This window comes from Paenibacillus contaminans, assembly GCF_003285015.1.
In the GTDB taxonomy this organism is placed as follows: domain Bacteria; phylum Bacillota; class Bacilli; order Paenibacillales; family NBRC-103111; genus Paenibacillus_V; species Paenibacillus_V contaminans.
In genome coordinates this window covers 1-25,230 of sequence record NZ_QMFB01000022.1, presented here as the reverse complement: position 1 = coordinate 25,230, position 25,230 = coordinate 1, and the positions used below count along the sequence as shown (strand labels likewise).

Annotated in this window: 22 protein-coding genes; 14 read left to right on the top strand and 8 right to left on the bottom strand. The window is 54.7% G+C overall.

The genetic code is table 11. The annotated features are described in order from the left end of the window. Positions 1–14: 14 nt before the first annotated feature. The 7 genes from DQG23_RS29075 (at position 15) to DQG23_RS43115 (ending at position 10,039) form a co-directional block, all read left to right on the top strand. A complete protein-coding gene (locus DQG23_RS29075; RefSeq protein WP_113034557.1) occupies positions 15–3,407 on the top strand; it encodes a DUF4838 domain-containing protein in 3,393 nt (1,130 codons plus the stop codon). Positions 3,408–3,434: 27 nt separating this feature from the next. Then, complete coding sequence (locus tag DQG23_RS29070; protein ID WP_113034556.1) at positions 3,435–4,913, top strand: extracellular solute-binding protein; 1,479 nt, start codon at positions 3,435–3,437, stop codon at positions 4,911–4,913. A gap of 97 nt (positions 4,914–5,010) precedes the next feature. Continuing rightward, positions 5,011–5,961, top strand: a complete 951-nt coding sequence (locus DQG23_RS29065; protein WP_238178091.1) for a carbohydrate ABC transporter permease — start codon at positions 5,011–5,013, stop codon at positions 5,959–5,961. Between the two features lie 267 nt (positions 5,962–6,228). Continuing rightward, a complete protein-coding gene (locus DQG23_RS29060) occupies positions 6,229–7,065 on the top strand; it encodes a carbohydrate ABC transporter permease (protein ID WP_113034555.1) in 837 nt (278 codons plus the stop codon). A gap of 114 nt (positions 7,066–7,179) precedes the next feature. Next, positions 7,180–7,968: an alpha/beta hydrolase gene (locus DQG23_RS29055; RefSeq protein ID WP_113034554.1), complete on the top strand. Its 789-nt coding sequence runs from the start codon at positions 7,180–7,182 to the stop codon at positions 7,966–7,968. 257 nt (positions 7,969–8,225) lie between these two features. Continuing rightward, positions 8,226–9,794 carry an FAD-dependent oxidoreductase gene (locus DQG23_RS29050; RefSeq protein ID WP_113034553.1) on the top strand — a complete coding sequence of 523 codons (1,569 nt, stop codon included), beginning with the start codon at positions 8,226–8,228 and terminating at the stop codon, positions 9,792–9,794. 50 nt (positions 9,795–9,844) lie between these two features. Then, positions 9,845–10,039, top strand: coding sequence for a hypothetical protein (locus DQG23_RS43115; protein ID WP_113034552.1), 195 nt, complete (start codon positions 9,845–9,847; stop codon positions 10,037–10,039). Positions 10,040–10,200: 161 nt separating this feature from the next. On the opposite strand, the gene DQG23_RS29040 is transcribed toward DQG23_RS43115, so the two are convergent. Next, a complete protein-coding gene (locus tag DQG23_RS29040; protein ID WP_113034551.1) occupies positions 10,201–11,058 on the bottom strand; it encodes an AraC family transcriptional regulator in 858 nt (285 codons plus the stop codon). 654 nt (positions 11,059–11,712) lie between these two features. On the opposite strand from DQG23_RS29040, the gene DQG23_RS29035 reads away from it, so the two are divergent. After that, entirely contained in the window at positions 11,713–12,906 is a 1,194-nt protein-coding gene (locus tag DQG23_RS29035; RefSeq protein WP_158560746.1) for a copper amine oxidase N-terminal domain-containing protein, read from the top strand. A gap of 268 nt (positions 12,907–13,174) precedes the next feature. Here DQG23_RS29035 and DQG23_RS29030 read toward each other — a convergent pair whose 3' ends face one another. Further along, positions 13,175–14,131 (bottom strand): alpha/beta hydrolase, encoded by a 957-nt coding sequence (locus tag DQG23_RS29030; protein ID WP_113034549.1) that lies wholly within the window; start codon positions 14,129–14,131, stop codon positions 13,175–13,177. A gap of 536 nt (positions 14,132–14,667) precedes the next feature. Here DQG23_RS29030 and DQG23_RS29020 point away from each other — a divergent pair. Together DQG23_RS29020 and DQG23_RS29015 are read left to right on the top strand one after the other, a co-directional pair. Beyond that, positions 14,668–16,302, top strand: a complete 1,635-nt coding sequence (locus DQG23_RS29020; protein ID WP_113034634.1) for an FAD-dependent oxidoreductase — start codon at positions 14,668–14,670, stop codon at positions 16,300–16,302. Further along, a complete protein-coding gene (locus tag DQG23_RS29015) occupies positions 16,299–16,667 on the top strand; it encodes a 4Fe-4S dicluster domain-containing protein (RefSeq protein WP_113034547.1) in 369 nt (122 codons plus the stop codon). Before DQG23_RS29020 ends, DQG23_RS29015 begins: the two co-directional genes overlap by 4 nt. Positions 16,668–16,747: 80 nt before the next feature. Here DQG23_RS29015 and DQG23_RS29010 read toward each other — a convergent pair whose 3' ends face one another. From DQG23_RS29010 to DQG23_RS28990, 5 genes are all read right to left on the bottom strand, one after another. Then, a complete protein-coding gene (locus tag DQG23_RS29010; protein WP_337589419.1) occupies positions 16,748–17,410 on the bottom strand; it encodes a YitT family protein in 663 nt (220 codons plus the stop codon). A gap of 397 nt (positions 17,411–17,807) precedes the next feature. Beyond that, the gene (locus DQG23_RS42310; RefSeq protein ID WP_158560745.1) at positions 17,808–17,984 is read right to left on the bottom strand and encodes a hypothetical protein; all 177 of its coding nucleotides are present in this window, start codon (positions 17,982–17,984) and stop codon (positions 17,808–17,810) included. A gap of 118 nt (positions 17,985–18,102) precedes the next feature. Continuing rightward, complete coding sequence (locus DQG23_RS29000; RefSeq protein WP_113034545.1) at positions 18,103–19,266, bottom strand: iron-containing alcohol dehydrogenase; 1,164 nt, start codon at positions 19,264–19,266, stop codon at positions 18,103–18,105. 107 nt (positions 19,267–19,373) lie between these two features. After that, a complete protein-coding gene (locus DQG23_RS28995) occupies positions 19,374–20,336 on the bottom strand; it encodes a phosphotransferase enzyme family protein (protein WP_146762402.1) in 963 nt (320 codons plus the stop codon). Next, positions 20,327–20,704: a winged helix-turn-helix transcriptional regulator gene (locus DQG23_RS28990; protein ID WP_113034543.1), complete on the bottom strand. Its 378-nt coding sequence runs from the start codon at positions 20,702–20,704 to the stop codon at positions 20,327–20,329. The genes DQG23_RS28995 and DQG23_RS28990 overlap by 10 nt, the downstream gene beginning before the upstream one ends. 156 nt (positions 20,705–20,860) lie before the next feature. Between DQG23_RS28990 and DQG23_RS28985 the strand changes: the two genes are divergently transcribed. After that, positions 20,861–21,739 carry an NAD-dependent epimerase/dehydratase family protein gene (locus tag DQG23_RS28985; protein ID WP_238178090.1) on the top strand — a complete coding sequence of 293 codons (879 nt, stop codon included), beginning with the start codon at positions 20,861–20,863 and terminating at the stop codon, positions 21,737–21,739. 35 nt (positions 21,740–21,774) lie between these two features. Then, positions 21,775–22,722 carry an aldo/keto reductase family protein gene (locus tag DQG23_RS28980; protein WP_113034541.1) on the top strand — a complete coding sequence of 316 codons (948 nt, stop codon included), beginning with the start codon at positions 21,775–21,777 and terminating at the stop codon, positions 22,720–22,722. Positions 22,723–22,809: 87 nt separating this feature from the next. On the opposite strand, the gene DQG23_RS28975 is transcribed toward DQG23_RS28980, so the two are convergent. Continuing rightward, on the bottom strand, positions 22,810–24,216 hold the full coding sequence (locus tag DQG23_RS28975; RefSeq protein ID WP_113034540.1) for a protoporphyrinogen oxidase: 1,407 nt from the start codon (positions 24,214–24,216) through the stop codon (positions 22,810–22,812). A 208-nt stretch (positions 24,217–24,424) separates the two neighbouring features. Between DQG23_RS28975 and DQG23_RS28970 the strand changes: the two genes are divergently transcribed. Both DQG23_RS28970 and DQG23_RS28965 read left to right on the top strand, forming a co-directional pair. Then, positions 24,425–24,805, top strand: a complete 381-nt coding sequence (locus DQG23_RS28970) for a MerR family transcriptional regulator (RefSeq protein ID WP_113034633.1) — start codon at positions 24,425–24,427, stop codon at positions 24,803–24,805. Beyond that, positions 24,796–25,146, top strand: a complete 351-nt coding sequence (locus DQG23_RS28965) for a thioredoxin family protein (RefSeq protein WP_113034539.1) — start codon at positions 24,796–24,798, stop codon at positions 25,144–25,146. The genes DQG23_RS28970 and DQG23_RS28965 overlap by 10 nt, the downstream gene beginning before the upstream one ends. The last annotated feature ends 84 nt before the right edge of the window (positions 25,147–25,230 follow it).

Genomic DNA, 25,230 nt, shown 5'->3' with positions numbered 1-25,230 from the left:
GAGGAGGATGGTAAATGCTTTACGTTAAAAGGCATGTACGAAGCGTTATGGCAAAGCTGCTTGTCGTTGTTTTGCTGGTTTCGGCTCTATCGCTTGGAGGCTTTCGAGTACCCGGGGTTGCATATGGAGCTGCGCCGCAGATAACGGACATCGAATCTTCCTATGCAAAGAACGGACAAAACGGCAATAACGGCAATAACGGCAATAACGGTAATAACGGTAATAACGGCAATAACGGCAATAACGGCAATAACGGCAATAACGGCAATAACGGCAATAACGGACACAATGGCAATAACGGGAATAACGGGCACAACGGCAATAACGGGAATAATGGGCACAACGGCAATAACGGGCATAACGGGAATAATGGGCACAACGGACATAACGGACATAACGGACAAAGCCCTACGCCGACCCCTACGCTAACGCCCGAACCGACAGTCGAGCCGACCCCAACACCGGAGCCTACGGTCGAGCCTACGCCAACTCCTGCGCCGACGCCTGAGCCGCTGGAGATCGTCAGCGGGGGACAGGCCAATGCGGTCATAGTCGTTGACGACACGGTGTATGAAAGGACGGAAGTAGCGGAGCCAAGCGGCATTCGGGGATGGAAGCAGGAATACGGGACAGGAAGTATTGCCGTAAACAATACGCGCAGCCGCTCCGGCGCCAGAAGCCTTCATATCAATGCCACGAATAACGCATCATATGGGGTGGTTAGCGATCCGGTAGCGATAACCGGAGGAGCAGCCTATACCGTCTCTGCAGCCGTATATCGCGAATCAGGCAGAGATCCTCAATTATTTATTCGTTACTATAACGCGAATAAAGTTAGAATCGACCAGCAAGGGGGAGTCAGAACGACCCCGCTTGCGGGATGGGAGACCGTTTCCATAACGGCAACGGCGCCGCCGACTGCAGCCTACGCATCGGCTATCTTATTTACCAGTCTGTCGCCAGCGAGCCTCTACTTCGACGATGTTGCGCTGAAGTCGGCCAGTGGCGAAACCATACCGCTGGCGAATCCGGGCTTCGAGCCGCTTGTTTCCAGCAGCAGCGCCGCAATTGATACGCTTGTCGAATATGTGCAGAAATCTACAGGCGCTCTCCTGCCCGTGATGCAGGAAGCAGATTATTTGGTTGAAGGCGTCGATCCTGGTACGATAGTTATTCGCCTCGGCACCGCTGAAAGCGTTTCAGGCGATGATCACGGACTGGACGATTTGCTGGAAGAGTTGGATCGTGACGGTTTTGTCATTTACCCGCAAGAAGATCGGGTAACCATTGCCGGAGCCGGCATTTGGGGGGCCGTCAACGGCGTAACGGACTTTTTGGAGCGTTATGTCGGCGTACGCTGGCTCATGCCTGGACCTGACGGCGAGGATGTTCCGCAACACATTGACTTAAAGATAGCAAGAGATGTCGTGCGCGAAGAACCGGCTTTCGGTTTCCGGGTTTTCAGTCCTCTGCATGCCAAGCCGGACAACAGCGCGAGCGTGTGGCAGGAGCAATACAGATGGGCGCAGAGAAACAGGCTGCAAGGCTTCTATAATGCCCCAATCAGTTTTCATCACAATATGTATAATTTATTTCCGATAGCCAAGTACGGGGTGAGCAATCCGGAATTTTATCCGAACGGCAAGCCGCCGGCGGCGAATTCAATAGAAGGCTGGCAACCGTGCTTCTCGAATCCGGCTACTATCGATGCGGCAGTAACGGAGATTCTTGCCTATTTTCAGGCCAATCCGAATGCGCAGTCGTATTCGCTCGGCACGAACGACGGAAACGGTTTTTGTGAGAGCGATCCTGTTCCCGCATACTTCAATTGGGTTAATCAGGTCGTAGAACGCGTGTTGCAGGTTTACCCGGATAAATGGTTTGGATTTCTGGTTTACCAGTCGATTAACAGACCGCCATCATTTCCTTTGAACCCGCGTGTCATTCCTTTTATTACAAAGGATAGAACGGCTTGGCTTGATCCGGATCAGAAGGCTCGTGATCTCGCGGCTCAGGAAAGCTGGCTGCAAGTGACGGAGCAGGTCGCCTATTATGACTATATTTACGGCAGTCCCTATCTTGTACCGCGTGTATACCCGCATCTAATGGCGGACAATTTCCAGATTGCGCAAGAGCGGGGAGTAGAGTCGTACTACGCCGAACTGTATCCGAACTGGGGCGAAGGAGCAAAAGCCTGGATAGCGGCAAAGCTGCTTTGGAATCCCGAACTGGATGTCGATGTACTGCTAGAAGAGTGGTATTCGCGGGCAGTAGGCGAATCGGCGGCGCCATACCTGGAGGAATACTACGATTATTGGGAGCAGTTCTGGACGGAACGGGCGATTCAGGAGCCGTGGTTTTTACCTGGCGCGATTTATCAGAATTTTTACGATCCGGCATATGTAAACGCTGTAACGGCCGCGGATATTTCCATTAGCAGAGGGCTGCTGGAACAGGTTGTTGCGAATGCGGTAACCGACAAGCAGAAGGCGAGGGCAAATTTGCTTCTCCAAGCATTTGAGTATTATGAAGCGTCCGTTCTTAGTTACCCGCAAAGCAGTGAGCCGCCTGCCGATTCAACTGCTGCGATCGCAATGCTGGAACAAGCGGTAGACGTATTCGAAGAACGGCTGCAGATGGCCGAGAAACGGATGCTTTTATTGGAACAATTTAAGAGTGATCCGGTGCTCTTTCAACCATTTGACGCCCGAAAGTTTAATCAGCTTGTTTGGTCCGGCTGGAATGTATCCGAGTTTTGGCAGCTTGTCGAATACATGAAGGATCAGGAAGCGAACGGCGGACCTGTGCGGGTTCGCGCAGCCGATCTAGCTGCTACGCATCCTTCGGCGAGTTCGAGAGATTTTGCGGCGATGCTGCTGCAAACGGTATCCGAGCCAAACCTGGTGCAAAATCCATCCTTCCAGGATGCGGATGCGGGAGATGCGACAAAAGCGCCGCCGTGGGAGTTATTATCCCGGTCGACTTCAACTCGCGCTGTCAAGCGCGCGGAAGGAACGGGACACACGGATACCGTGAGTATGCTTGTTTACGGGAAAGGTTGGGGCGGTCCAAGCCAGGTCATTTCGGTGGAGCCGGGTTTGGCAAGCTTCTCGTTCCAGTACCATATCCCTACAGGCGGCAATACGGCGACGAGCATGCAGTGGGGATACGATTTGCTGGACGAACAAGGTAACTGGCTCAATTTCAGTACCGTTCGTTCGCCGGTTACAAGCTTGGAGAACGCGGAAGGCGTATGGCTGGAAGCCAAGCTTACAGGAGAAATTCCGTCAATGGTCAAGGGGATACCGGTGAGCAAGGTGCGCCTGAACTTTCTTATCGAAAGCGGGCAGCCGATAGAGGTTTATATCGACGATGTGAAATTCTTCAATGCGGCGAGTGGAAGTTGAATACTAGAGACCTAAGGGGGACTTTCAATGAAAGCAAGTAAAATGAAATCGGTTTCGGCTATACTGTTAGGCTCGGCGCTGGTGATGTCGATGACCGCCTGCGGCAGCGGCGATAAAGGCAACAGCGGGGACGACAAGACGAAAGGGGCAACGAATTCGAGTTCTCCGTCGGCTTCGGCTCAAGCTAACGTATATCCGGAGAACGGGTTGCCGAAGGACCAAAAGGTGACGCTGAAGTTCGGCTTCTTCGAAGGCGGGATGGGACGAGAATATATCGATTACGCCATGGATACGTTCAAGAAGAAATTCCCGAATGTCAGCTTCGAGGTCGTATACTCGCCGAAAATCGGCGATATTATCAACGCCAAAATATCGGCTAATGACGACGGGGATATGTTCGACTTGTTCAACGGAACGATTCCAGGCGGGATCAGTTCGCTAGTCACGTCAGGCAAGCTGGAGCCGCAGGACGATCTGTGGGACCATAAATTATTCGACAACAGCGGCAAAACGATAAAGGAAATGGCGCTCGCAGGCACTGTCGAGGCTGCTGTCGGCAGGGTATCGGGAAAGTTATACGCACTTCCTGTATCGGGCAGCGGTTCAGGGCTGTTTTTCAACAAAGGGCTGTTTGAGAAAAACGGCTGGAATCAAAATCCGAAAACGTGGAGCGAGTTCGTCAAACTGCTTGCCGATATTAAGGCGAAAGGCATTATTCCCATTACGTATCCGGGCAAATACCCGAACTATATCGAGCATGCTTTCGGTCCCGTCAAAATGTTCGAGATGGCTGAGATTAAGGGAAATCTGACCTCCTTTACAGACAATTACCGGAATTTCAAGCTGCCGCAGCATCTTGCTCCGGAGAGTGTCGAAGTATGGAAGAGGATCTATGAGCTTGGTCAAAAAGGCTACTTCCCGGAAGGCGTGGCGGCATTGACGCATACCCAATCGCAGATGCAAATGATTCAGGGGCAGGCCGCAATGGTTTCCACCGGCGTTTATGTAGAGAACGAAATGAAATCGGCATTGCCTGCGGATTTCGAATGGGGTTATATGTCCGTACCGATGAGCGATAACCCGGACAGCACGCGGTGGATTCGTTCAACGGCGTCGAACGGACATTACATTTGGGCAGGCAAGCCGGAGCTGAATAAGAAATGGGCCAAGGAGTTTAACGTATGGCTGTGGAATCTCGACGTCCAGGAGGTTATTGCGGAGAAAGGCGGCCAGCTTCCCGTACGCAAAGACTTCTCGGATGATAAGACGCGCTCCGCTAAGCTGCAGAAGGCGCCCAAAGCAATGTTCGAATTCATGAACAACAACAAAACGAAGATGGAAAGCGCAAACCGCGACCAAACGTTGACCGATCCAAGCTTCTCGCAAGCGACTAAGGTTATTGCAGAAGGCACCGTCGAGATTACGTCCGGCAAGAAGGAGCCTGGTCCTATTCTGGAGGAAGCGGAAAAATTAATGCAAAAGGCGATTGAAGCACAGAAAAAATAACGACTTCGGGGTCGCAGCCGCGAAAGTCGGCAAATCGAGGCCGGGAAGGAGAACGTCTTCCACTCCCGGCCCTTCCCTGACGGAAGGAGCTGCCTAATTGAATCAACCATCTTATGCAAATGCGCCTGCATCTCCGAGCATGAAGAAAAAGTGGAGGAGCAAAGCAAAGACGCAGCAAATTATTTTCTTATTACTGGCTATAACTCCTCCTTTTGGCGGCTACTTGCTGTTTACGCTATACCCGAACCTGGTATCGGTTTATTACTCGCTGCTTGCCTGGGACGGCATCTCTGCGCCGAAATTCGTCGGTTTGGACAATTATGTAACATTATTTCAGGACAAATACGTATGGCGGGCGTTGCTGCACAATTTATTCTTTATGGCGGTTGTTCCCGTTAGCGTCATTTTCATATCGCTTCTGCTCGGTTACTTGCTGTCTAACAAAGGATACCGGGGAACGCCGTTTTTTAAAGTGCTGTTTTTCTTTCCCAACGTGCTCTCCACGGTCGTGATCGCCCTGCTTTGGGCTTTCATTTATGACGGAAGCTTCGGCCTGCTGAACGGGCTGCTGAGGCTGCTGGGCGTTCCGATCGGGAATTATTACTGGCTGGGAGAAGCCAAGACGGCGTTGGCGGCGATCGTCCCGCCTTACGTGTGGGGAGGCGTGGGGCTGTATGTCATCATCTTCATGAACGCAATGGCAACAATTCCGAAATCGCTTTACGAATCGGCGATATTGGAAGGCGCAGGCCATATGACTCGGCTGTTTCGAATTACGATTCCGCTCATCATGCCGATTATTCGCGTCAGCGCGCTGTTCCTCATGCTGGGTGCCTTGAAAGGCTTCGAAAAGCAAATGATTTTGACGAACGGAGGTCCCTCGGGGTCGACGGATGTCATCGGCTTGTATATTTTTAATCTTGCCTTTGGGGCGGAATATCACAATTACGGGTATGCTTCGGCGGTCGGGATGTTTCTGTTCGTCATTCTGGTCGTTTCCAAACTATTGATGGACAAATATTTGCCTGACCGATCCGTCGAGTACTAGGGCGTGTCTGAAAACCCACTCGTGGTCATCTTTCACCGCCTTATCGCCCTCTGCTTCGTTCCGTTTGCGCAGGCCGACCCCCGGTACGCCTTCACAAACGCGCCTTGCATGCAAGGATAAACGTTTCAGCCCTCCTTTGGGCGGTGGCGTTTACCGTAGCGGAATCAGCAAGGTAAAGCGTAGCTAACCTTGCTAATGGAGGAACAAAAATTCGGCAAAATCTACTCCCCTCGGAGTATTCAGACACGCCTTAAGGAGTGAACGACAATGAATGAAAAACGTACGGCGGTCGATTTGATATGGTGGATCGTGCTGGTCCTTTGGTCTTTGGCGATTTTATTTCCGCTTGGGTGGATTTTCTATGAATCGTTGAAAACGAACCGGGAGTTTTTTATGGACGTTTGGGCGTTACCTCAAGCGCTTGAATGGGCCAATTATAAAACCGCCTGGGTAAAATACGGCATCGGCAACTCGATGATTAACACGCTTTATTACGTTGGGATATCTCTCGTCATCGGGACGTTCCTGACGACGCTCAACGCTTACGCGCTCACCAGAATGGAGTTTAAGGGCAGGAAGCTGATCTGGGCCTTGATCATGCTTTCCTTGTTTTTGCCCGGGATTAATGCCTTGATTCCCCAGTATGTATTGATGCGCGATTTGCATCTGACGAACAGCTTGACGGGGCTCATTATTCTCGACTGCCTTGGGGAAAATGTCTTTTTTCTTATGCTTCTCGGCGGTTTCATGAGGTCTCTGCCGAAAGAACTCGAGGAGAGCGCGTTCATAGACGGCGCTTCTATTTTTCAAGTATTTGCGCGCATCATGCTGCCGCTTTCGGTTCCGGGCATCGTGACGGTAGCGATTTTCAAATTTCTCGGGCTCTACAATAATTTTCTCGGACCCTTTATTTATTTAAGCGATCAAACAAAATATACGATCGGCGTCAGCATGTATGCGGCGAATCAAATGATGCAGTACACGTCGGACTGGGTCACTATGTTCGCGGGAGTCATGATCGCGATGGTGCCTTCGGTCATTATGTTCGTCTTCTTCCAGCGCTGGATTATGGAAGGCGCTACGCTTGGCGCGGTGAAGGGATAAGGCGGCGGATGATTTCCCGGTGAGTCTGCCGTGCTTGCAGGAAGCACTTTATGCGAATGCAGGACCGGACACATGAGTAGTGATAGAAAATGAGCCGGGAGGTGCAGAACAGGAATGGAGCTGTATACGAAATATTATGATGAAAACCTTGTGCTGAAGCGCGCGGTAGATATCGCATTGCCAAAGCGTCTGAGCAGGCGGACGGCGCTGTTTTATGTTCATGGCGGAGGCTGGTCTGCGGGAGCGAGGGACATTTTCCATGAGCATTTGCAGTATTTCTCGCGAAGAGGTTACGTTTGCGCATCTGCCGGGTACCGGCTCGCACCGTCCGTACGGTTGGCGGAGCAGATGAAGGATGTCATTGCCGGCTACGATACGTTTATCGCCGACATTCGCGAAAAGGAACTGCCAATCGACCGCGTTATCGTGCTGGGCAGTTCCGCGGGGGCGCATCTGGCTTCCCTGCTTGCGTTAACCGAGCCGCAACAGTGGAATGGGGAAGCGAAGCTTCGAAATCCGTGGCTGAAGCCGGCCGCTTGCGTGTCCATTAACGGGCCCGGCACGATGGAGCAGTGGGACGACATGAACGCCGATATCCGAAAGAGCATCGAGGAAGTGATCGGCGCGGCATACGGGGAAGAGACGGAGGCGTTCCGCAAAGCATCGCCGATGACGTATGTCGATGAGAATGCGCCGGACTTTCTTTTTCTGATCGTCGGTAAAGAAAAATATTTCCCGCACGCCTATGTCTACGAGATGAGCGGGAAGCTGCAGAAACACGGCAGACATGCAGATGTCGTCCTGTTCCCGGAGGCGGAGCACGGATTCTTTTACGGTGTGGACAGCGAACACCAGCAGGAAGCGCTAAAGGTGCTCGAGCCGTTTCTGGAGCGGTACGGTTGACGGGAACTATATATTCGGCACAACTAACCTAGAAAGGCGAAGTGAGCGGAACAAGGAACATACAGGGCAGGCGAGTTTTGGCTTTGCGTTTCGACAATCCGAATGCCCATACAATCAAGGAAACGCAAAACAAGATGTTTAAAGCAAGCTATGTATGTCCTTGTGCAGTGAACATGCCTTCTCATTTTTTTGTTTCGAATTGAAATGCTCCCACGTGAAGGTTGCAAATAAACCGAATTTATGGAGGCTTTACTGGTATGACCAAGGAACGGAATGTCGACATCGCCGTCATCGGCGGAGGAATGGGGGGCTGTGCTGCCGCATTGGCTGCGGCGAGCATGGGGAAAACCGTCGTTCTTACGGAAGAAACGGATTGGATCGGCGGCCAAATGACAAGCCAAGCCGTCCCCCCTGATGAGCACGGATGGATTGAAAAGTTCGGCTCCACACACTGCTATCGAAAATTCCGCAAGGGGGTGCGGGATTATTACCGGAACCATTTTCCTTTGACGGCTGAAGCGCGGTCGGTCGACAACTTCAATCCGGGCAGCGCTTTTGTCAGCCGGATCGCGCATGAACCGCGGACGGCTCTCGCCGTCCTGCAGCAGATGCTGGCGCCTTACATTCACAGCGGCCGCATCATGCTCATGCTTCGGCATGTGCCAGAGCAGGCGGAAACCGAAGGAGACGATATTCGTTCCGTTACGGTCCGCAGTCTGGACTCGAATGAGCGCACGGTTATTGCGGCTTCTTATTTCCTCGATGCTACGGAATGCGGAGACATGCTTCCTCTTGCCGGTGTGGAGTACGTAACCGGCTCGGAGTCCAAAGCGGAGACCGGTGAGGATCATGCGTTGGAAGGCCCGGCTCAGCCGTACGATATGCAGGCGATCACTCATGTATTTGCCGTCGATCATTTGGACGGGGAAGACCATACGATCGACAAACCGAAAGACTATTCGTTCTGGCGGGACTATAAGCCCGACTTTTGGCCGGATAAGCTGCTTAGCTGGTCGGGGGTTTATCCGTCCACGCTGGAGCATCGGATCTACGATTTTTTTCCAGCGGGCGAAGGGTTCGACCTGTGGAGATACCGACGTATTATCGATAAAAGCCATTTTCGGCCTGGAACGTTCGCAAGCGATATTACGATCATCAACTGGCCTCAGAACGATTATTTTATCGGCCCGGTCATCGATGTGGGAGAAGAGGAAAGGACGCGGCATCTCGAGCAGGCCAAGCAGCTCAGTTTGTCTCTCTTATATTGGATGCAGACGGAAGCGCCGCGCCCGGACGGCAAGATTGGCTACCCGGGTTTAAGACTGCGCAAAGATGTGGTAGGTACCGAGGACGGTCTGGCGAAATATCCGTATATTAGGGAGTCTCGGCGGATTTGCGCTGAATTTACCGTGCTTGAGCAGCACGTCAGCAAGGCGTGTAACAGCAGCGGTGTGGCGAAGGAGTTTTACGATTCGGTTGGGATCGGTTACTACCCTATCGACTTGCACCCGAGCACAGGCAACAGGCATTATATCGATTTCGCCAGCGTACCGTTTCAGATTCCGCTCGGCAGCTTGCTGCCCGTTCGCGTCAACAACTTACTGCCGGCATGCAAAAACATCGGAACGACGCACATTACGAACGGCTGTTACCGGCTGCACCCTGTGGAATGGGGAATCGGCGAAGCGGCGGGACATTTGGCCGCATTCTGCTTGAGCAGACAGACGACACCCCGTGCTGTTCGGAACGACGAGAACTTGCTCGCCGAATTCCAGCGCGTACTTGAGCGGCAAGGAGTAGAGCTGAAGTGGCCGTTTCAAGTATGAAGCTGCCTCGGAGATTTCAATTCGAATGAAGCGATGATGTTAAGGGAGTTGTGGAGGGCGGCACGCAAGCCGTCGATAGCCGCGTCGGGAGTCGGTTCGTTCCGAGCGATACGGCGGCGCGGGCGGAACCGACGATCATGATGCTTAGGGCATTGGAAAGCTTGGAAAGCGAAGACAAGCACAACGAAATATTCGGGGGCCGTCCCAAAAAGGGCAGTGCGAAATCGACCAGTCCCAAATTGTAAACAAAGAAGCTGAAGCTTCCAAAACTACTGACAAGTAGGGCTGGAAGCTTCTTTTACTGTTAATTTAGTGCTCGAAGTGGGACGGAAAAATTACAAAAATGACTTTTGAGACAGCCGGTTTATTTTATGTTATCGGGTATTCTTGCGCTGTCTTGACCGGTTCATAATTTCAGCTTCTCCTCGCTTGCCGGATTTTTCTCGAAAACGGCCATATGAGCGGAGCGTCTTCGAAATTCCAGCGGCGAAACGCCGACTGTCTCCGTAAACTTGCGATAGAAGGACGCCAAGCTCTGGAAGCCGCAGGCAAGCGCGATTTCGGTCGCGGGCCGATCGGTCTCGGCCAGCAGTCTCATCGCTTCGTGCAGCCGATGCTGCAGGATGATCTGCTTAAGTCCCGTGCCCAGCGTGTCGCTGAACAGATGCAGCGTGCGGGAAATGCTGAGGGACAAGGCTGCGGCAACATCCTTCGCCGTGATCGGCTCGCGGAAATGATCGCGGATAAAGGCGAGCCCGGGCTGCAGATCGCCGTACCGCCGCATCGCTCGGGACCAGTCGCCATGAAGCGCGTTCGGCCCGTAATGCCGGACAAGCACGGTGCACAGCTGCAAGAGCAGCCCTTGCAGCATGTAAATATAGGCTTCCTCCTTGCTCCGGTATTCCACCATAAACTGCCGCATCAGCGTGCCAATTTGCTGCGCGGCCGGTAGCTCGGCCGGGATGCGGTTCTGAAAACGGTCCGACCGGTAGACGAACGGAAGCAGCAGCTCCTGCCGGTCAGGACCCAGCGCAGACGGCTCGAAGCTGAGGAACACATATTTGCTCGGATGCACCGGATCGGATTGCGCGATATGAGGCTCGACGCCGGCATTAACGACGAAGACGTCGCCTTGCTTGACCTCGTACGTTTTTTGGCCGAAGTAAAACCAGCCCTTGCCCTCAAGGCAAAGACCTATTTCAAGCTCCTTGTGCGTGTGCTGCGAAACGGCATAGGTAGACGGCGTATGCTCCCCGATATGCATGCCCGATCCTCCCGATAGATTAGTAGACGATCAGCTAAATAATGTGGAATCTGTACGACAAAACTCCCCTGATATACTGGCCCGCAAAACGAATTTCCATCCGCAGGTTAAGAGCTGATCGTGTACTGGTGCCCGATCAAGTCTAAAACTAGCAATAGATGAAGACTCGGTTACGAAAACAAAAACGGATATCGTAATGATTATGCATGGACCGTGCGCGTAGTGGAGAAAACCTTATTGTTTATGAGGCTGTCCTCACTATTTCACCGGTAAAATGCTCGTTCTCGCCCAATAGTGGGGCAAACGCAATTATCAATTTCGTTTGACTCACTATTAGTTGCTTTTGCCTCATTATCCGTCCTAAACGCGGGTAAGGGGTGAGAAACAATGAGGGTTGCCTCACTATTAGTCGTTTTTGCCTTATTATCGCTCCCAAAAAAGCGGAGCCGATCCGCAGCCTTCCGGTTCCTCCCGGTCTTGTGGCTATTGAGCGGAAACTTTCCGTAGCGCGCATGACCCGGCGCGCGGAGTTCGGCAACACGTCGGGTGTCAAACCCCGTGCGACGGAAAAAGGAAACATTTTCAAAGGGACGGTCCGGTGATATAATTCAACTCGTCAATCAACTGGATTATACATAAACGGAGATGATACGAATGTCCAAAAAATGGGTCCGCTCCCTTGTGCTCGCCGCCTCGATTGGCGTGGCTTCCGCAGGACTTAGTGTACCGGCGCACGCAGCCGATCTGCAAATGCAGGTGAACGGCACTGCAGTCGCATTCGAATACGGCAAGCCGTATTTGGAGAGCGGCAGAAGCCTGTTTCCACTGCGCGATTTGCTTGTCGCGCTCGGCGTCGAGAACGACGACAAGCACATCGTCTGGGACGGGGACAAGCAGTCGGTGACGGTCATCAAGGGCGAAATTCGCATTGAGCTGGCTGTCGGTCAAAAAGCTTTTTACCGCAACGGTCAATTGTTTACGGTGCTTGACGTACCCGCGGCGAATGTCGACGGACGCGTCTACTTGCCGGCCCGCGCAGTTGCCGAGGCGCTCGGCTACGAAGTCGGCTTCGATGCCGACACCGGTACCGTTACGGCGGCGAAGCCTTCGTCAGGCGAGCCGGACAAGCCGGCGCAGCAGCCCGTCGTCTTATCGCTAAGCGTAGAGGAAGCGATCGCCTCGCTTTACGGCAGCAGCGTGGAAGAGTTGTCGGCGGAGCAGACCGAGACGGTCAACGGCTTGCTGGCTATGGACAGAGCGGTATTGGCCGGCAAGCTGGTCGACATGTACGATATGACCTTCGAATACGGTCAAACGAATATGGAAATCGTCAACTTTGTCAAACAGTTCTGGTCGGCGGGCTTGCAGGCGATTGCTGATTATTCGATCGGCCAGGCCTCCTCCGATCAAGCAGGGTACAAGGTCAACAAGCTGCTTGCGGCGCTTCCCGGAGAAGCCAGCTTCTCGACGCTTGCGGATCTGCTGCTCAAGCATCCGAACGCAGCCGTCCGGTACAACATTGCTTACATCATCTCCGCTTCCAAGGCGGAAGCCGCGCTGCCGGCGCTTGCCGACAGCTTCGCGACGGAGAAGGACGCGCAAGTGCTAGGCAACATTATGGCCGGCGCCCTCCAGGCTGCAGGGGCCGATTCCGCCAAAATTGCCGTGATCTTCGAGAAGTACGTCTCCCTCGGCGACGCGTCCAAAGACAATTTTTCGGGCGTATTACAGTCAGTGCTGAGCGATGATGCAGATAAGAAAGCCGCATGGCGGAAGTTCCTCGGCGACAAGGCGGAAAGCGGGAATACGGATGCCGCCGACCTGCTCAAGACAGCTAACTTGAAATAAGCCGGAGCCGGCTTGGAGCCTCCCCACGCGCCTGCATGGTGAGCGGGGCTGCACCGCGCGCCTCACGGCGCGCGGCGCGCGGTCACATGTCGGCGGTTAAACCTCGTGCCCTTCATGCGGGCGTATAGCAGCCGTATAGTCAGCAATTCGTCTATTGAGCTGCAATCGAAGAGGCGGGCGGCATTCCGGGAGCCGCCTCTCCGCTGCGCCGCAAAGTGGCGCGCTTGCAAGCGCCGATCCGGCCAGGCAGCTGCTTGCGCTAAGAATTTCAGCGACCTGACACAGGCAGCCGTTTCTCGATCCAGTCGATAATGTCGCGCATGACTTCCTCGCGATTCGTTTCGTTCAGCAGCTCGTGCCGTCCGCCGGGATACAATCGGCAGTCGATATGCGCCATGCCGAGCTTTCGGTATGCCGCTGCGAGGCTGAGCACGCCTTTGCCGAAACGGCCGACCGGGTCGCGGTCGCCGGCGACGAGCAGGACCGGCAAACCGCGGGGAATGCGCCGCATGTTGTCCGGACGGTGAATATCGGCAAGGCCGTATAAAAAGTCTCTGAAGAAGCCCGACGTAAACACGCCGCCGCAGTACGGATCGGCGATGTAAGCGTCGACCTCGGCTTCGTCGCTGCTAAGCCAGTCGAAGTCGGTACGGTTCGGCCGGAATGCCCGGTTGAAGCCGCCGAACGACAAGTTGTTCATCAGCTCGCTGCGGTGCCGGTCCCCTTTGCGGGCCGCTTCCCAGCGGGCTATTCGTTTGCCTATATGAAGCTCCGGCCCCCGCTTGCCGTTGGAGCCCGACAGCACGATTCCGGCATATGGCTCGGGATGCGTATACATCACTTTTTGCGTAACGAAGGAGCCCATGCTGTGCCCGAACAAAAATATCGGAAGCTCGGGATGCGCTTCCTCGAGGATCTCAGTCAGTTGGCTTACGTTATCGGCCATCCGATTAAAGCCGTCCTTACCTAAATAACCGATATTGTCGGGTTTTCCCGCCGTTCGGCCATGTCCCCGATGATCGTTGGCGTATACGGCAAAACCGGCTGCCGCAAGCTTCTCCGCGAATCTCGCGTAGCGTGCTGCCGTTTCCGCCATGCCGTGGGCGATCTGCACGATCCCCCGGATAGGCGTACGCCTAACAGGCAGCCGGCGGTAAACGTAAATATCGACCCCTTCCGGATCGGTAAAGGTGAAAGCAAAGGAAAAGCTTTCCGCATGCTCCATCCAAAGTCACTCCTTCAGTCCGCGCTTCATTTTACTTCATAATTATTTCGCGGCTCATGCCGTTCATTCCTTTAATGTTTTGCGCGTCACGAGCGGAAGCAAGAGATTTCCACGGGGGCTCCCAGTGTCTGTGTCAAACCGGCGGAATTTGCAATTAGGCGTTCGCCGCATTTATTTCAGCGAAAACCGCTTTACAAGCTTTGCCTTCGGTGATACTATATTTATTATTTCCGGTAGGAATTATCGGAATAAATCGGAGTCAACCGTACGAACGGAGACGTGCTTCCAATTGAAGCGCGTCTTTTTCGGTTTATCGGATAAGTACATGGCGGAAGCGGCTTAAATCTATGTAAATGCGCTCGTCCAAAAGAACGACACGGCCGTTTATCCTTGAAATCTCAGAATGTATATTTCCGCGGATTGTTCGATTTCTCGGTAAACGCGCCAATCCTTTAAAAGACGACGCAGCCGCTTATCCTTGTTGTTGCAGAATAAGCTTTTCTCGTCAAGAGAGTAAGAGCATGGGAGTGAGCATGATGACGGACAAAATGGAATTGCAACTGACCGCCGACGTTCTGGTCATCGGCGGAGGACCGGCCGGCGCATGGTCGGCTTGGAGCGCAGCCTCGCAGGGGGCGAAGGTCGTTTTGGCCGACAAGGGTTATCTCGGCTCCAGCGGAGCGACTGCGCCGGGCGGAACGAACCTGCTGTACTTGCCGCCTGATCCGGTCATGCGAGAGGAAGCGGTGAAGCAGCGCATGAAAGCGGGCGGTTACCTGTCCGAGGAAGCGTGGATCCATCGGGTGCTCGATCAGGTTTATCAAAACCTGGAGCTGGTTGAGAAATGGGGCTATCCGTTCGTCCGCGACGAACAAGGGACGCCAATGCGGGATCATCTGCAGGGACTTGAGTACATGAGCCTGATGCGGCGTGTCGTCAAAAAAGCGGGCGTGACCATCCTCGATCAGTCGCCGGCGCTTGAGCTGCTGGCCGACGAGCACGGGGTCGGCGGGGCCAAAGGCATAAACCGGCTGAGCGGCCGCTCCTGGGAGGTGCGGGCGAATGCCGTCGTCATCGCGACGGGCGGCTGCGCGTTTCTGAGCAAGGGGCTCGGCTGCAACGTGCTGACGGGCGACGGGCTGCTGATGGCTTCCGAGCTTGGCGCCGAGCTGTCCGGCATGGAATTTTCCAGGCAGTTCGCGCCTAGCGCTGCCTTCGGCACCGTGACGAGAGGGAGGCTGCTCGGCTGGGCCACTTATTACGACAAGGACGGAAACGTGCTGGATTCCGGGGGAACGGGCGGCGGCGCGAATGCCGACGGTTTTCTTGCCCGGATGCTGCTCAAAGGCCCGGTGTACGCCATAATGAACAAGGCCGATACGCCCGAAAAACAAAAAATATTGAGAGGCTCCCACGCCGTCTTTTTCCTGCCCTACGATCGAGCCGGAATCGATCCGTTCACGCAGCCGTTCCCGCTTACGCTGCGCTGCGAAGGAACGGTCAGAGGCACCGGCGGGCTGCGTTTGATCGGCGAAGACTGCCGGACGACCGTCGCCGGCTTATACGCGGCGGGCGATGCCGCTACCCGCGAACGGGTGACGGGAGCGAGGACGGGCGGCGGCGCGTTCAATGCCTCGTGGGCGATATGCTCCGGAACATGGGCCGGCCAAGGAGCGGCCGCCTTCGCCCTGGCGAACGGAAAGGACGCTTCGCAGCGGAATCTGCGCAGCGCGGGGCGTTACGGCGTGAGCCAAGGCGAAAATTCGTCCGGTACGATCGATACGAAGGCGGTTATCGAAGCGGTCCAGAACGAAGTGCATCCGCTGGAAATCAACTATTTCCGGAGCGAGTCCGGGCTGTCCATGTCGCTCGAGCGGCTGCATCGCTTGTGGCCGCAGCTGAGAGGCCGGGCGCCCGAGAGCGTGCAAGGCCGCGTCAAAGCGAGGGAGGCTGTTGCGATGGCGGCGACCGCCCGCTGGATGTATACGGCCGCGCTGGCCCGCAAAGAGACGAGAGGCATGCATACGCTGGCGGAATATCCGGATCAGAATCCGGCCATGCAGCACCGTCTGCTCGTCTCCGGTCTGGAGGACATTAGCGTTCGGCCCGAAACGTTCCATGCGGGCGCAGAAAGTCAAATCGCGGTTGCCGGGGAGGTGCGGCGGATATGATCGAACTGGTCAGCGAGGATCGCTGCGTGCAGTGCAAGCTTTGCGTCAAGGTGTGCCCGACCAACGTATTCGATGCCGGCGAGGACGGCATTCCGGTCATCGCCAGGCAGGAGGACTGCCAGACTTGCTTCGTTTGCGAAGCGTACTGCCCGGTCGATGCGCTCTACGTTTCTCCGCAGGCGGACCTTCCGGAGCACGTGGAAGAGAGCGACTTGATCGAACGCGGGCTGCTCGGCAGCTGGAGGGAGAAGATTGGCTGGGGGCCGGGCAGAACGAAGCTTGCGGCTATCGATACTACGGCTTTTATCGACCGGATTCATCCGGTATTCGGCAAGCAAGGGAAAGGCATTCATACGATCCGTTAAACCCGATGAGTCCTTCGGAATTCCGAAGGACTCATATTCATGGTTTTCGTGAAGACGCGGCTCAGAATAAACCCACACCGTTACGGGGTGTGGGTTTTGCGCACCCTCTTCCATCGCATCGTGCACAGGCTCGTCGCAATGCCGCCGGCCGTAATCGAGACGATGGACAGCAGGAAGGTTTCCGGCGAAATAAGCAGGCCGCCCAGACTGACGATAATACCGTCGATGATAAACACGAATATGCCTACATTGATTTTGACGATTTTCGCCAGCAAATGAGCCAGCATATCGGTTCCTCCGGTGCTGGCCCCATACCGCAGCATGATTCCGATTCCGGCTCCGATGAACCAGCCTCCGAGCGCCGAGCTGCTAAAGGGAGTTAATTCCACTTCATAAAGGAAATAGTATTGCAGCGGCTCCAACAGATCGATGAAGTAAGAGGAAAGCAATAACCCGTGCAGACTGTTGAACAGAACCGCGCGATCGTAGAACCAGGCGAGAACGAAGATAGGGAGGCTGGACAGGAGCATGGAAAGGCCGATTTTGATTCCGAACAAATAGTTTGCGATAAGTGAAATCCCGATAACGCCGCCGTCCAGCACCATAAACGGAACCAGAAAAAAGTTGATTCCGATGGCGAGCAGCAAGCTTCCGACGACGGTTACGGCCAGTTTTTGCAGCGACAGCAAACTAACCAGCTCCCTAATAAAGACGGCTAAATAGCGGTTAAACCTTGTATCCAAACGAGACCATTCCAAGCAGCCGCCGATCCGATCCAAAAGTTAGGCCTGTCTGAATTATATGCGGCTTTTCCAACATTTTTCCTAGAAAATGGAACCTGAGGACCGATAATTTTCCCGCGTAGTGAGAAGGGGGGCTCCGAGTCCGGTTTGTTCGGGTATCGGAAGCCCGGGAGCTCGAAAAGGGCATCGTAAGGATCACGTCAACGGCACCGGCAGACGTTCGTCCCTGTGACGCTTCGCAAAAAAGTGCATGCAAATGCGGAAAAGCTGTATGTAAACAACCGTTCCGGCAACGTATGCTTAAAGGAGAGCAGCCGTTTGAGCGTTTGCAGTCAAGCACAAGCACAATGTAGGAGGATGGTGTATAACATGAAGCAGTCTGAATCGGCCGTACTATCTACCGGCGGTTGGGGGAACGGACGGCGCCGGTTTTACGGTCGGGGCGGTCGACCGTTCGGGCGAGCCCGGCAATTTTTTCACCGGCTCGCTCGGCGGGCTTGCGGTATTCGACCGGGCGCTCGCGCCGGACGAGATCGCATTTCTTGCCGCCGAAACGCTGCGGTAAACGTACCAAAGCCGCCTTCTCGCGAATTTTCGCGAGAGAGGCGGCTTTTTACTTGAAATATAAAGCCGCCCCTCCACAGGGGAATCCCATGGAGGAGCGGCGTATGCTTGCCGCGCGCGATCGGGCGTTACAGCGAATTCCGGTAAATCGCCAGCACGTCGCCGCGTTCGAGCTTTTGGAAGTTGCCGAACGGCCCGTAAACCATCGCCTTGTCGGTCATCAGCTCAAGCTTGTCGTCGCCGATGCCGTAGTCGGCGAGCTTGGCCGGCGCGCCGATCAAAGTCCAAAAGGCGCGCAGCGCCCGAATGCCCTCGAGCGCGGTTTCCCGGTCGGCCTTGCCGGCCGAGTCGATGCCGAACACGTTTACGGCAAGCTGCTTGAAGCGGTCGACGCCCGCATCAAGGACATGCTCCATCCAGCTCGGGAACAGGATGGCCAGGCCGCCGCCGTGCGGGATATCGTATACGGCGCTCGCCGCGTGCTCGATGTTATGGGTGGCCCAGTCGCCGCGCGTGCCCATGGAAAGCATGCCGTTCAGCGCGAGCGTGCCGCTGTACAAAATCGTTTCGCGAAGCTCGTAGCTGTCCGGCCGCTCGAGCAGCTCCGGCGCTGCGGCGATGACGGTACGCAGAAGCGCTTCGCAAAAGGCGTCCTGCACCGGCGCGTTAGGCGTGCGGTGAAAATATTGCTCGAAAATATGCGACATGATGTCCACGATGCCGTAAATCGTCTGATCCTTCGGCACCGTGTACGTATGCTCGGGATCGAGGATCGAAAATTGGGGATATGCATGCGGGCTTCCCCAGCCGTGTTTTTCCTGCGTCTCCCAGTTTGTGATGACGGAGCTCGGGTTCATTTCCGAGCCGGTAGCCGCCAATGTCAGCACGGTGCCGAAGGGAAGCGCCCCGGTAACCTTCGCTTTGCGGGTGATAATATCCCATACGTCGCCGTCGTATTTGGCGCCTACGGCAATCGCTTTGACGCAGTCGATCACGCTGCCTCCGCCTACGGCGAGGATGACGTCGATGTTTTCTTTTTTGCAAATATCGACGCCCCGGTGTACGGTGGTCAGACGCGGATTCGGCTCGACGCCGGCGAGCTCGTGAACCGTCGCATTCAATTCCTGCAGGAGACGAATGACATGATCGTATATACCGTTTCGTTTGATGCTACCCCCGCCGTAGACGAGAAGAACATTCGTGCCGTATTGCGGAACCAACGCGCGGAGCTGCTCCAGCGTGCCTTTGCCGAAAATGAGCCGGGTCGGGTTATGAAACGTGAATGTGTTCATCGATCGTACCTCCTGAGGCTTCCGTAAGAAGCGGTTATTTTATCGAGACTGGGGCGTTTACCGGGAAATCGAACAATCAGCGGAGATATATTTTCTGCCCTGAGATTTTAAAAAATGCTTTCCCCGCCTTCCAAAAACGGCTTGCAGTACGTTTCGCAAACGATCGGCAGCCGCTCCCGTATACGCTCCCGCTTGGCGGGATTTTTCATTTGAAACGCGTAATTGCCGAAAATGGCGGCCAGCATAAAGCAGGATAAATGGTCGATAGGCTGCGCCGGCAAAGGGAATGTCTGCGCATATGCGTCAAGAAAAACATCCCGGCTTTCCTTCCGGACGCTCAGCGCGCAATGGGCGACGTCCTGCATGTAGAAGCCGAAGCCGGACAGGCAAAAATCGATGAAGCCGAAGCCGCGCTCCGTTACGATCATGTTGCCTATGTTCAGGTCGGCATGGATGAGCCCCCACAGCTCCGGCCGGCTCTCAAGTTCGCCGAGGCGGAGGTTAATCCTCGCGAACGATTTTTCGATCGTATCCATATCGCCGCTGCCGATAATGCCGATTTCGGCGCCGTACCGAATGCGTTCCAGCGATTCGATATTTCGATCCAAGCCGTAACGGGGCCTTGTAAGCGGCGGACTGTCCGGATACTGCCGCAAGAAGCGATGCAGCAGCGCCAGCTCCCGGCCGAGCATCCGCACGCCGGTATCCTCGTTCAGATCCTCGCGCTCCAACGTTTTGCCGTCAATCCAGTTCAACAGCGTATACGGGACGGCTTCACCGGCAGATTCCCATACGGCGACCGTCCGGCCGGAAAGGGTGCGGACGGGAGTTTGCACGATCAGCTCCGTTTGGGCGGCCATGTCCTCCAGCAGCTGCAATTCCGAGCGCAAGCCCTCATGCGTGTGCTGGATGCCTTGCAGGTTTTCGGTAATAGGCTTGTGAATGCGCAACAGGTAGGATTTCCCGTTCGCCCGGTCGGTTATTCGGTAAGTCATATTTTCATTGTGTCTGATGAATTCGACTTCAGGATTGCGGAGCGGATAAACGGTCAGCAATTTCGCTACGTCCATTTGGCCGCCCAAAGCTTCATCGCCTGCAAAATATTGTGCAGATCCTCGCCCTTCGGCGTCAACCGGTATTGCACGGTGACGGGAACCGTCGGAAACGCTTCCCGCTCGAGCACGCCTTGCTCCTCAAGATGGCGCAGCGTGTCGGTCAGCGCCTTCGGACTAATGCCGCAAATTTGCCGCTGCAGCTCGCCGAATCGTTTCACGCCGCAGAACAATTCGCGCAGCACGAGAAACGACCATTTGCCCCCGATCACGTTAAGCGTTTGCTCGATCGAGCATTCGATGCCGTCGGGGTTTTTGGGGATGTAGCTGTTTGCTTTCGGTTTCGTGCGGACCGTGCCGCCCTCTTCAAGTCGCTCGGTTTGCATCGAGGTCACTCCCTATATATTTCTTTCCTCTATATAGTTAGTTACCTCCAGGTAACGAACTATACATTATGTGATAATGTCACAAACATTTCACTACTTTTCATTATGTAGCGGGGGGACTACAATGGCAATAGAAAAACAAAGGAGTGGATGAATGTGGGGCAGGGACGCGTCGTGGTGACCGGAGGCAGCGGCAAGGCGGGCAAATGGATCGTGCGGGAGCTTCTGGATCACGGCTATGATGTGTTGAACGTAGATACCCGCTTGCCGGAAGAAAAGCTTTGCGAGACGGTGATCGCCGATCTGAACGATCTCGGACAGGTGCATAATGCGTTATCGGCTTTGGGCACGCGGGATCGGAGACCGATCGAAGCCGTCATTCATTTCGCGGCTATCCCGCAAGCGTTCACACATACGAACGACGTGACGTTCCGCAACAACGTCATGACTACCTATAACGTGCTGGAGGCGGCGGCCAATCTCGGGATCCCGAAGGCGGTAACCGCTTCGAGCGAATCGTCGTACGGGATCGTATATGCGTCGGAATTTTTCTCCCCGCAGTACTTGCCTGTCGACGAAGCGCATCCGCAGCTGCCGGAAGACAGCTACGGGCTTTCCAAGGTCGTAAACGAGCTGACAGGCGAAACGTTTAACCGGCGAACGGGCATGCAGGTCGTGTCTTTTCGGCTGGGCAATATATTGGAGCCTTCGGACTATCCTCGCGTCATCGGGAGCTTCAGCGAACCGGAAGCGCGCAAAATCATTTTATGGTCGTACATCGACGCGCGCGATGTGGCCGCCGCTTGCCGGATGGCGATCGAGAAAGACGGCCTCGGCGCGCAAGCGATGATTTTGGCGGCTGACGATACGTCTTCGAACGTAGCTACGTCGGAGTTGATAAGCCGGTATTTGCCCGGCGTGAAGGAAAACAGGCTGCCGGTTGAAGGCCGCCCGTCGCTGCTCTGCAATGAGAAGGCGAAACAGCTGCTCGGCTGGCGCCAGCAATATTTTTTGCAGGAGAACGCTCCGTATTGAACATATTACTTTTCGAAGGAAGGGTGCAGGAATAGATGAAGTACCGTCGTTTAGGAAGAAGCGGACTGAAAGTAAGCGAAATCAGCTTGGGAAGCTGGCTGACATATGGAGGCTCCGTCGATGCAGGCCGGTCGGAGGCGGTTATCGACAAGGCGTATGAGCTCGGCATCAATTTTTTCGATACGGCCAATGTCTACTACCGCGGCGCCGCTGAAGAGATTATGGGCAAGGCGCTTCGTAAATATAAACGCGATTCATATGTGCTTGCGACGAAATGCTTTTTTCCGATGGGGGACGGTCCTAATGACCGCGGGCTTTCCCGGAAGCATATTATGGAGCAGTGCGAGGCAAGCTTGAAGCGGATGAATATGGAATACTTCGATCTGTACCAGTGTCACCGGTACGATCAGGAGGCGCCGCTGGACGAAACGCTTCGCGCGTTGGACGACCTGGTCAGACAAGGCAAAGTTTTGTATACCGGCGTCAGCGAGTGGAGCGCGGTACAGATCAGCGAAGCCGTACATACGGCGAAGGAGCGCAATTGGGATCAAATCGTCTCCAACCAGCCGCAGTACAACATGCTGCAGCGGAAAATCGAAGCGGACGTCGTGCCGACATCCGAACGTCTCGGCGTCGGGCAAATCGTATTTTCGCCGCTGGCGCAAGGCGTGTTGACGGGCAAATACAAGCCGGGCGCACCGCTGCCGGAAGGCTCCCGGGCGACCGACAATAATTCGAACATGTTCATGCAGAGCGTGCTGCAGGATGAGGTGCTGCGCAAGGTGGAACGGCTCCAAGAAATCGCCGCGCGCAAGGAAATAGCGGTTACGCAGCTGGCACTTGCCTGGATTTTGCGGCTGCCGAACGTTTCCAGCTGCATCGTCGGCGCTTCCAGCCCGCAGCAAATCGAGGACAATGCGAAGGCGTCCGGCGTGACGTTCAGTGCCGAGGAATTGCTGGAGATCGAAGCGATTTTGGCATAAGCGCGACGAAACGATAAGGAGTCCCTATCGACCGGGGCTTCACGCGAAAAGGGCAGCGCGCCGCAGCGCCTGCCCCTTTTTGTTGTTCTACGAGCCGGCCGGAGAGCCGATCAGCTTGCCCGCGATCAGCTTCGCGGTTTTTTCGCCGTTTGCGATGCAATCCGGAATGCCTACGCCGTAATACGAGCATCCCGCCAAAATCACATGGGGGAAATGCTTCTCCATTTCCTTCTCCAGCGCTTGCACGATTTCATTGTGCCTGATATGGTAATTCGGCATCGCCTCGTACCAGTTCGTCACAATAAACGTCAGCGGATCGGCGGCGATGCCTAAAGAACGCTCCACATCCTGCAAAGCGACCTTCAACAGCTCCTCCTCCGATCGCTTGCGCAAGTCCTCAAAGGCCGCTTTCGAGCTTTTGTAGAAAAGCCTGACCAATAACCGGCTGGATTTGGACGTGTGCTCCCATTTTCTGCTCGTCCACGTGCAGGCATTGCAAATCAAATCGCTTGAATCGGCGGCAATAAAGCCGGTTCCGTCGGCAGGCAGCCGTTCGTCCGGGATGTCGAAGCCCAAGTAGACGCTGATCAAAGAGCTGTCCTTAAGCCGGTCGAAATGCTCGTTCAGCTCCCCGGAGCGAAGCAGCGCTTGCGCGGCGGAATGCGGCGTGCCGAGCACGACAAAATCCGTTTCGACACGTTCGCCATTGGACAAAGCGACGACGTACCGGTCCTGCGACTTGTCGATTTTTTCGGCTCTGACTCCTTTCGTAATATCAACCTCGCTCAACCGGCTTTCGAATCTGTCGACCAACGCAGACATCCCGTTTTTGAACGACAAAAACTTTTTGTTCCCCGGCCGCATAAACGTTGCCCGGTTTTCCGACAGTCCTTTGATTATGCTGCCGTATTCGTTTTTGTAATCCAGCAGATAGGGCAGCGTAGAGGCGATGGTCAGCTCATCGATTTCGCCGGAGTAAACGCCGGATAAAACCGGTGCAATTTGTTTCTCGACAAGCTCCTTCCCAAGAAAGCTCGTCAGGAAACGCCCGATCGAATCGTTTTTCGTAAACGTCTCGTTTGCGGTGTAAAAATCCTTCAGCGCCTCGACTTTCCCTTCCGCCGAAATCAGCCCGCTCTTGGCCAGCGATTCTATACTTAGCGGGATACCGAACACGGTTTCCTCCGGAATCGGCTTCAGCTCGCCGTCCGCATGAATGAACGATTTGCCCGTCGCATTGTATACGACCTCATCCTGCAAGCCCAGCTCTTCGATTAAGGGGGCCACGTTCTGCTTACGCGCGACGATGGAGTCCGCTCCCGCTTCCATTATAAATTCGCCGTGATGAACCGTATTGATTTTGCCTCCAAGCGCTTCAGCGGCTTCAACCAAGTGGATATCCAGAGCGAGCTGATTTTCTTTCGCGATTTTTTGCAGATAATATGCGGCAGCAAGCCCCGTAATGCCTCCTCCGATAATCATGACCTTCTTCATAAAATAAGCACCTCGATCGCAACCGTAATCTTATTTCGCTAAACACCATTATAGCAGACTTCCGCACGAATCAATGTGACGGATGCCACGGCGCTTTTTATCCGCGTTGTTAAGTACGCCGAGCCGAATAAAGATGTTGACTCTGACATTAGTGTCAAGGTTTATAATGAGGATACATCCACCTGCAGGGGAGTAATCGGTTATGGCATTGAAAATCGGCGAGCTGTCCAAAGCGACCGGCGTTAGCGTCCGTTCGCTGCGGTATTATGAAAAGCAAGGCCTTCTGACGGCATGGCGGACGGCTAGCGGCTATCGGGAATATTCCCCTTTTGCCGTCGAACAGGTGCAAACGGTAAAGCTTTATCTCAGCCTCGGCTTGACAACGGAGCAAATTGCCGGCTTTTTGCATTGCGTGATGAAAAACAAAGAGGCGTTCTGCCAGGAAATTTTGCCGGTTTATATGCAAAAGCTGACGGAAATTGAAAACCAGATTCAGCTCCTTACGTCGATCAAATCGAACTTGGAGGAGCGGATCCACGCTATCAAAGCCGAAAATCCAAATATAACGGAGGGATTATCATGTCCTTGATTCATGTGAATGACGATAATTTTGCATCTATGGTTCAAAAGGGCGGAGTGACGATGGCCGAGTTCGGCGCCCCGTGGTGCCCGCCATGCAAAGTGCTGCTGCCTATCCTAGAGGAGCTTTCCGCCGAGCTTGGCGACAGCGTCCCGATCCTGACGGTGGACGTCGACGAATCGCCGGTTTCCGCCGGACGCTTCGGTGTCATGGCGATGCCGACTGTGATCGTCTTTCATGACGGGGAGCCGGTCGAGAAGCTGGTCGGCCTGCGCTCGAAGGCGGCATACGCCGCAGTTCTTGCTAAGGCTGCGGCTCTTTCGCCGGAATCGCCTGCAGCCGCCCGATAAAAAAGAGCCCCTCGGCATGATGGTCAAGACCCTTATTTGTGGACACTGTAAAAAGCCCTAGGCAACAAGCTGGCGTCGGTACTC

Bases quoted from the DNA above. Each gene is read 5' to 3' on its own strand.
- DQG23_RS29050 (WP_113034553.1), top strand. From the start codon at position 8,226: ATGACCAAGGAACGGAATGTCGACATCGCCGTCATCGGCGGAGGAATG.
- DQG23_RS29055 (WP_113034554.1), top strand. From the start codon at position 7,180: ATGGAGCTGTATACGAAATATTATGATGAAAACCTTGTGCTGAAGCGC.
- DQG23_RS28990 (WP_113034543.1), bottom strand. From the start codon at position 20,704: ATGCAAACCGAGCGACTTGAAGAGGGCGGCACGGTCCGCACGAAACCG.
- DQG23_RS29035 (WP_158560746.1), top strand. From the start codon at position 11,713: ATGTCCAAAAAATGGGTCCGCTCCCTTGTGCTCGCCGCCTCGATTGGC.
- DQG23_RS28995 (WP_146762402.1), bottom strand. From the start codon at position 20,336: ATGGACGTAGCGAAATTGCTGACCGTTTATCCGCTCCGCAATCCTGAA.
- DQG23_RS29075 (WP_113034557.1), top strand. From the start codon at position 15: ATGCTTTACGTTAAAAGGCATGTACGAAGCGTTATGGCAAAGCTGCTT.
- DQG23_RS29020 (WP_113034634.1), top strand. From the start codon at position 14,668: ATGACGGACAAAATGGAATTGCAACTGACCGCCGACGTTCTGGTCATC.
- DQG23_RS29015 (WP_113034547.1), top strand. From the start codon at position 16,299: ATGATCGAACTGGTCAGCGAGGATCGCTGCGTGCAGTGCAAGCTTTGC.
- DQG23_RS28965 (WP_113034539.1), top strand. From the start codon at position 24,796: ATGTCCTTGATTCATGTGAATGACGATAATTTTGCATCTATGGTTCAA.
- DQG23_RS29000 (WP_113034545.1), bottom strand. From the start codon at position 19,266: ATGAACACATTCACGTTTCATAACCCGACCCGGCTCATTTTCGGCAAA.
- DQG23_RS29040 (WP_113034551.1), bottom strand. From the start codon at position 11,058: ATGCATATCGGGGAGCATACGCCGTCTACCTATGCCGTTTCGCAGCAC.
- DQG23_RS29060 (WP_113034555.1), top strand. From the start codon at position 6,229: ATGAATGAAAAACGTACGGCGGTCGATTTGATATGGTGGATCGTGCTG.
- DQG23_RS29070 (WP_113034556.1), top strand. From the start codon at position 3,435: ATGAAAGCAAGTAAAATGAAATCGGTTTCGGCTATACTGTTAGGCTCG.
- DQG23_RS28980 (WP_113034541.1), top strand. From the start codon at position 21,775: ATGAAGTACCGTCGTTTAGGAAGAAGCGGACTGAAAGTAAGCGAAATC.
- DQG23_RS28975 (WP_113034540.1), bottom strand. From the start codon at position 24,216: ATGAAGAAGGTCATGATTATCGGAGGAGGCATTACGGGGCTTGCTGCC.
- DQG23_RS29030 (WP_113034549.1), bottom strand. From the start codon at position 14,131: ATGGAGCATGCGGAAAGCTTTTCCTTTGCTTTCACCTTTACCGATCCG.